This window comes from Flavobacterium sp. (assembly GCF_044360715.1).
Lineage (GTDB): Bacteria > Bacteroidota > Bacteroidia > Flavobacteriales > Flavobacteriaceae > Flavobacterium.
Genome location: NZ_JBIKJY010000002.1, coordinates 135,450 through 142,255, shown reverse-complemented (window position 1 = coordinate 142,255; position 6,806 = coordinate 135,450). Strand labels below are relative to the sequence as shown.

At 30.7% G+C, this 6,806-nt stretch carries 7 protein-coding genes; 3 read left to right on the top strand and 4 right to left on the bottom strand.

Annotated features, from left to right (window positions below):
- The 3 genes from ACIQ16_RS01405 to ACIQ16_RS01395 all read left to right on the top strand — a co-directional run.
- A partial coding sequence (locus tag ACIQ16_RS01405; RefSeq protein WP_396148219.1) for a T9SS type B sorting domain-containing protein occupies window positions 1–353 on the top strand: 353 nt, incomplete at its 5' end.
- Window positions 354–365: 12 nt separating this feature from the next.
- On the top strand, window positions 366–1,370 hold the full coding sequence (locus ACIQ16_RS01400) for a type IX secretion system membrane protein PorP/SprF (protein WP_396148218.1): 1,005 nt from the start codon (window positions 366–368) through the stop codon (window positions 1,368–1,370).
- Window positions 1,371–1,416: 46 nt separating this feature from the next.
- Complete coding sequence (locus ACIQ16_RS01395) at window positions 1,417–1,932, top strand: gamma carbonic anhydrase family protein (protein WP_396148217.1); 516 nt, start codon at window positions 1,417–1,419, stop codon at window positions 1,930–1,932.
- Here the strand turns inward: ACIQ16_RS01395 and murI are convergent.
- The 4 genes from murI to bamA form a co-directional block, all read right to left on the bottom strand.
- Window positions 1,929–2,705 carry a glutamate racemase gene (gene murI / locus ACIQ16_RS01390; protein ID WP_396148216.1) on the bottom strand — a complete coding sequence of 259 codons (777 nt, stop codon included), beginning with the start codon at window positions 2,703–2,705 and terminating at the stop codon, window positions 1,929–1,931. The two genes, ACIQ16_RS01395 and murI, sit on opposite strands and share 4 nt — an antisense overlap.
- Before the next feature lie 72 nt (window positions 2,706–2,777).
- Complete coding sequence (locus ACIQ16_RS01385; RefSeq protein WP_396148215.1) at window positions 2,778–3,293, bottom strand: OmpH family outer membrane protein; 516 nt, start codon at window positions 3,291–3,293, stop codon at window positions 2,778–2,780.
- Window positions 3,294–3,344: 51 nt separating this feature from the next.
- Window positions 3,345–4,157 (bottom strand): OmpH family outer membrane protein, encoded by an 813-nt coding sequence (locus ACIQ16_RS01380; protein WP_396148214.1) that lies wholly within the window; start codon window positions 4,155–4,157, stop codon window positions 3,345–3,347.
- A gap of 36 nt (window positions 4,158–4,193) precedes the next feature.
- Window positions 4,194–6,806, bottom strand: coding sequence for an outer membrane protein assembly factor BamA (bamA, locus tag ACIQ16_RS01375; RefSeq protein ID WP_396148213.1), 2,613 nt, complete (start codon window positions 6,804–6,806; stop codon window positions 4,194–4,196).

Genomic DNA, 6,806 nt, shown 5'->3' with positions numbered 1-6,806 from the left:
TTTTTACAGGTGTTCAAGGCGGTACACATGAAGTAATGGTAGAAGATACAGAAGGTTGTACGAACCTAACAATTGATGTATTAGTAATAGATTATCCGAAATATTTTACACCAAATGGTGATGGAATCAATGATACGTGGAAAATTATTGGATTAGAAGCAAAATATAACGCAAAAATTTATATATTTGACCGTTATGGAAAACTAGTGAAACAAATTGATCCATTAGGTGAAGGTTGGAACGGAAAATACAACGGTGAAGACTTAACATCAACGGATTATTGGTTCACAATAGACTATACAGAAAACGACCAACAAAAATTATTTAAAGCCCATTTTTCGTTAAAAAGATAAGACAAAATTACAATGAAACTAAGAAATTTATTACTACTTAACCTAACAATTTTTTTTCAATCAGCCTATTCTCAAGAAGGTATTGCTGTTTATACAGATTATTTAACCGATAATTATTATTTGATACATCCATCCATGGCTGGCGCTTCAAACTGCGCTAAATTAAGAGTTACAGGAAGGCAACAATGGTTTGGTCAGCAAGAGGCACCCTCCTTACAAACAATGAGTTTTAATACCACTTTAGATGAAGACGGAAAATCTGGAGTAGGAATGATTGCTTTTAATGATAGAAATGGATACCATTCTCAATCTGGTGCTAAATTAACATATGCACATCATTTATTATTTTCACGTACAAAAGCAGATTTAAATATGCTTTCTTTCGGTTTAAGTACTGCTTTTATTCAAAGTAGGTTAGACGAGACAGCATTTAAAGTTTTTGATCCACAAATTTATGGAGGAATTACTCAAAAAGATTCTTATTTTAATTTAGATATTGGAGCCTCTTATCATTATATGGATTTTTTCACACATGTAACGGTGAAAAATTTTATCGCTAATAGAAGAGAATTATACTTAGCTGGAGTTGAATCTGATAACTTAAGAAAATACTTATGGAGTGCAGGTGCGAATTTTGGAGATACTGATAATATTTCAGTAGAACCTTCATTTATGTTTCAAGTGACTGAGCAAACTGGAGAAAAAGCTATTGATTTAAACGCAAAAGTATACAAAGCAATGGATTTTGGTAATATTTGGGGGGGACTTTCTTACAGAACAAGTTTTGAAGGAACTCAATATACGAAAGAAAGAGGTGTCGTGAATACTCAGAAATTACAATATATTACACCATTTGTAGGAGTTAACTTTAAACAGTTTATGTTTGGTTATTCTTACAACCAGGTTATTGGCGATGTTAAATTCGATAATGCAGGATATCATCAATTAACAATTGGATTAAACCTATTCTGTAAACCAAAAGCATACGACTGTAACTGTCCAGCCGTTTCAAATTAATATAATTAATCCCGATTTTTTCGGGATTTTTTTTAAATATTTTTTTATGATTATTAAAGAAGTTAGAGGTAAAAAGCCAGCGATTCCAGCGGATTGTTATGTGGCAGAAAATGCCACCATTGTAGGCGATGTTTCATTCGGAGAAAAGTGTAGCGTTTGGTTTAATGCAGTAGTTAGGGGTGATGTTAATTTTATTTCAATAGGAAATAAAGTAAATATTCAAGACGGAGCAGTTATACATTGTACTTATTTAAAGCATCCAACAATTATTGGGAATAATGTTTCAATTGGACATAATGCCATTGTTCATGGATGTACCATTCATGATAATGTTTTAGTAGGTATGGGTGCCATCATTATGGATGGATGTGTGGTTGAAAGTAATTCGATAATAGGAGCGGGGAGTGTAGTAACACAAAATACGCATATTGAAAGTGGTTTTATATATGCAGGAATTCCAGCAAAAAAAGTAAAAGCATTAAATACAAGTGATTTTGCAGGCGAAATTGACCGAATTTCTAATAATTACGTAATGTATTCTAGTTGGTTTAAAGAAGACTAAAATATCTTATAATCAACTTTAAATGATGTGCCTATCAAATCTTGCATTACATCTGGCGTATTATTAATAAATAAGGAGTGAAATACTTCATTTGAAGTGTTATATAAGTTATTTACTTCCAAAATATGTTTGGTTTGTTTGGCTACTGCTTCTCCAGAATCAATTATTCTAATATGGTTTGGAATTATTTTTTTTATTTGTGGAATCAAATAAGGATAATGTGTACAACCCAAAACCAGATAATCAATACCTTCAGCAACCATTGGCAGTAAGTAATCTTTTAAAAGTTGAGTCATTTTTTCAGAATGCATCGCTCCACTTTCAATAAGTTGAACCAATTCGTAACCAATTTGCTCCACTACTTTTACATCTGAATATAAAGCAACAGTTTGATGAAAAAGCGCACTATTTAATGTGCCTTGCGTAGCTAAAATCCCAATTTTTTGAGTTTTTGTATGTAATGCGGCAGGTTTAATGGCGGGTTCAATTCCAATAAACGGGATGTCATAAGTTGCTCTTAATACTTTAATTGCATTTGTGGTAGCGGTATTACAAGCTACAATTATAATTTTACAATTGTTGTTTAGTAATAACTCAGTATTTTTGATACTTAAGGCAATTATTTCATCCTGACTTTTTTGACCATAAGGCGCGTTTTTACTATCTGCCAAATAAATAGTGCTTTCATTTGGTAGAAGTGCGTGTACTTCTTTCCAGATTGATGTGCCTCCTACGCCAGAATCGAAAAGTCCTATTGGGTTTTTGTTACTCATAAAACAAATGTAAAAAAAAACTGCTCAATCTAAAAATAAGATGGAGCAGTTGTAGTATTTTTTTAAGTTTTATTAGAAACCTAATTCTTTTTTAACATCAGCTAATATATCAATACTTCCAGCACCAATATTTAATACAGTTCCAGGAGAAGTAGCGTCAATAGTATAAGACAAACCTTTAGCGTCTGATACTTTTTTTATTGCAGCAAGTGCTTTTTCGTATATTGGTTTTTGTAATTCAATTTGTTTATCTTGTAATGATTTTGATGCATCATCTTGATATTTTTGAATTCTTGTTCCCATATCTTGCATTTCTTGAGAACGTGTTTGATTTAATAAATCTCCAGCAGTTTCTGCTTCTTTTTGGTATTGAGCTGCTTTAGTTTGGTATTCTGCTACTAATTTTTTGTATTCATTATCATAGCCTTCTTTCAATTTTGTTAATTGAGCTTCTGCAGCTTTCATAGCTGGCATAGTAGTCATTAAAGCACTTACATCAATATGTCCAACTTTAGTAGTTTGAGCTGTGGCAACTTGTGCACCAAAAAATAGTACTATTGCAATAATTAGAGTTTTAAATTGTTTCATTTTAATTTAATTTAATAAGGGTTATTTAATTTTTGTTTTGGTTATTTATGTTTATTTATTTTCTTTTTTCTTATTTAATAAAGCATCTCTTTTTGCTTTTTGATCATCTAATAATTTCTGACGTGCTTCTGCTCTTTCTTTTAAAAGGGCCGCTCTTTTGTCATCTGCTTCCTTTTTCTTAGCAGCAATAGCATCCTTTCGTTCTTGTAACTTTTTTTCTCTATCGTCTTTTGTAGTCTGTACTGCTTTTTCTTTTTCTAATATTTCAGGATTTTCTTTAGTATCAAATTCTCTTATGTCTTTAGTGTCTTGAATTTTTTGTTGTTTTTTAGATAGTTCAACTTTTTTACCCGCTCTTTCTAAAGCTTTTAAAACAAAATCACTAATATCAAAACGTTCAGCTGTATAAAGCATCGTTAAATCAGAAGATTTATCGAAAATAAAATCGTATTTCCTTTGTTCTGCAATATCTTGTACTACATTAAAAACCTGGTCTTGTATAGGTTTTACTAATGCAGATTTTTGGGTCATTAAGTCGCCTTGAGGTCCAAATCGTTTTTGTTGATAATCCAGCATTTCTTTTTCAAGAACGTTTATCTCTTCTTCTTTATCGTTAATTAATTCTTTAGTTAACAGCACTTTTTCAGAAGCTAAAGCATCTTTTAATTTTGATATTTCATTTTTCTTGGTTTCAATTTCTTGTTTCCAAGTAGCTGCTTTTTGTTCCAATTGATTTTTAGCTTCGGCATATTCTGGAACTTTTTCCAAAATATAATCCATATCTATATAACCAATTTTCGTTGTTTTTTGCGCTTGTACTGCAAATAAAACAAAACTAAAAAGTAAAACAAAATATTTTTTCATAAATGTAAATGTTAAATTCAACTATCGTGCCAAAACTTAAAATTGTTGTCCAATGATAAAGTGGGTTTGCCAACCACTTTTTATAGTATCACCAGGAATTGGGTCGAAACCGTGAGCAAAATCAATACCTAATAATCCAAAAGCAGGCATAAATACTCTTAATCCGAAACCGGCAGCACGCTGTACTTTAAAGGGATCAAATGTTTTAAAATTATCAAAGGCAGCACCCGCCTCTAGAAAACTCATAGCATATATTTTTGCTGATTGTTTCATAGTAATTGGGTATCTTAATTCCATAGAATATTTATTATACACCGTTCCTCCGTTTTGCGAAGATAGTGAATTGTTTGGATATCCACGTAATTGAATTACTTCTCTTCCGTCTAATGCAAAATTTGCTAAACCATCTCCACCTACAAAGAATCTTTCAAAAGGCACTACACCTCTATCTGAATTGTATGCACCTAGGAAACCAAATTCGGCTCTTGTACGGACAACGAATTTTTTGTATATTTTAGTATACCAATCACCACTAAATTTCACTTTGTAAAATTCTAACCATTTAAATCGTTCTTGATCTACTAAACTTTGATCTGCAACCGCTTCTGTATAATTAAGTGTATTACCTCCAGTTTCATTAACATAAACTGGTAAGACGTTTCCGTTTGCATCAATTGGAAAAACAGTATTGTTTCTTAATTTATATTCTTCTTTGTTTTCTAAATTGGCATAATCTATCCCGTTAAATAAAGAATAAGGTAGTGAAAATTTTGTAGAAACAGAGAAGGTTGATCCTCTATCTGGGAAAATCGGATCTAAGCCTCTACTATCTCTTGTTAATGTAGAACTAAATGATAAGTTTCTTGAAGCACCATTTCCAAAAGTAAATAAGCCTGTATTATAATTATTTAAATCATAATAAGAAAAAGAAACGGAATTAGATATACTAAAATAATCATCTGGAACTTTCAATCTTTTTCCGTAACCAACAGTTAATGTAGAGATATTAAAACTTTTATCTCTGGTTACATCTCTAGATCTAAAATCAAATAAAAATTGTTTACTGTGTGAAATGGATGTAAAGAAACTAATTGGTTTTTTGCCACCCAACCAAGGTTCAGTAAATGACAAGCTATATACCTGGAAACCTTGACTGGCTTGCAAACGTAATGACATTTTTTGACCATCACCCATTGGTAAAGGTTGATAGGCTTTTTTATTGAAAATATTTTTTAAAGAAAAATTATTAAACGATAATCCTAAAGTTCCTATGAATCCTCCAGCACCGTAACCTCCTTGTAATTCTACTTGACTTGAACCTTTTTCTACTAGAGTCCAATCTAAATCTACAGTTCCAGCAGCTGGATCCATATTTACGGGTTCTGGACGAATGGCTTCTGCATCAAAGAAACCCAATTGTCCTAATTCACGAACAGAACGAATAACCAAATCTTTATTCCATTTTTCACCCGGTCTGGTTCTTAGTTCTCTATAAATTACTTTGTCATTAGTTTTGTCGTTTCCTTTAACCGTGACATTATTAAAATATGCAATTGGACCTTCAGTAATTCTAATTTCAAAATCAATAGTATCGTTTTCTGTTTTTACTTCTACAGGATTGATGTTTGACCATAAATAGCCATTATTTTGATATAAATTTGTAACATCTTCTGCATCTGGTGAAGAAGTATCGGCAATTCTTTTTTCTAACAAAACACCATTATAAATTTCGCCTCTTTTAATTCCCAGAATAGAATTTAATGCCTGATCAGAATACACCGTGTTTCCTAAAAATCGAATATCACCAAAGTAATATTTTTTTCCTTCTTCAATATTAATATCAATATTAATTTTGTTAGTTTCTTTGTTGTAAGTTACACTTTCGTTAACTACTCTAGCATCTCTGTATCCCTTTTCTTTATATTTTGACACTAGGGTCCCGAGGTCTTCTTTGTACTTGTCTTTAACAAATTTCGAAGCTTTAAAAACTCTATATATTTTCTTTTCTTTAGTGTTTTTGAATGATTTTTTTAGTTTTTTATCAACTAATTGTACATTTCCAATAAAATTAATTGCACTAATTTTTACTTTTTCGCCTTTATCGATAAAAATCACCATATCTACTTTTGTATTTGTAGAATCTGCTAAAGTATTTATAGTAACTTTGGTGTTAAAATATCCGTCTTTTTTATACTTATTTTCAATGTAATTTTTGGTATTTGTAAGTAAGTTATCATTTACAATTTTACCTTTGCTTAATTCGGTTTCTTTAACAATATCCTCTCTTTTACCTTTTTTAACTCCTTTTATTTTTATATCATTAAGCTTAGGTAGTTCATATAATTCTAATTCAAGAAAAATAGTTTCTCCTTCAATTTTTTTAACATAAAAGTTTACGTCATTAAAAAGGCCTAATTTCCAAAGTTTGGTAATGGCTAAACTAATTTCATCTCCTGGAATTCTAATTTTACTACCAATTTCAAGTCCAGTAAATGTTATAATCGTTTGTTCGTTAAAAGAAACTTTTCCTGTTACTTCTATGCCAGAAAGTGTATATTCTTTTCCTTTTTCTAAGGTTGTTTCTTGTGCATTTATTGTATTTCCTATAAATAATAGGGTAAATAAAAATAATATTCTGTTTTTAAACAT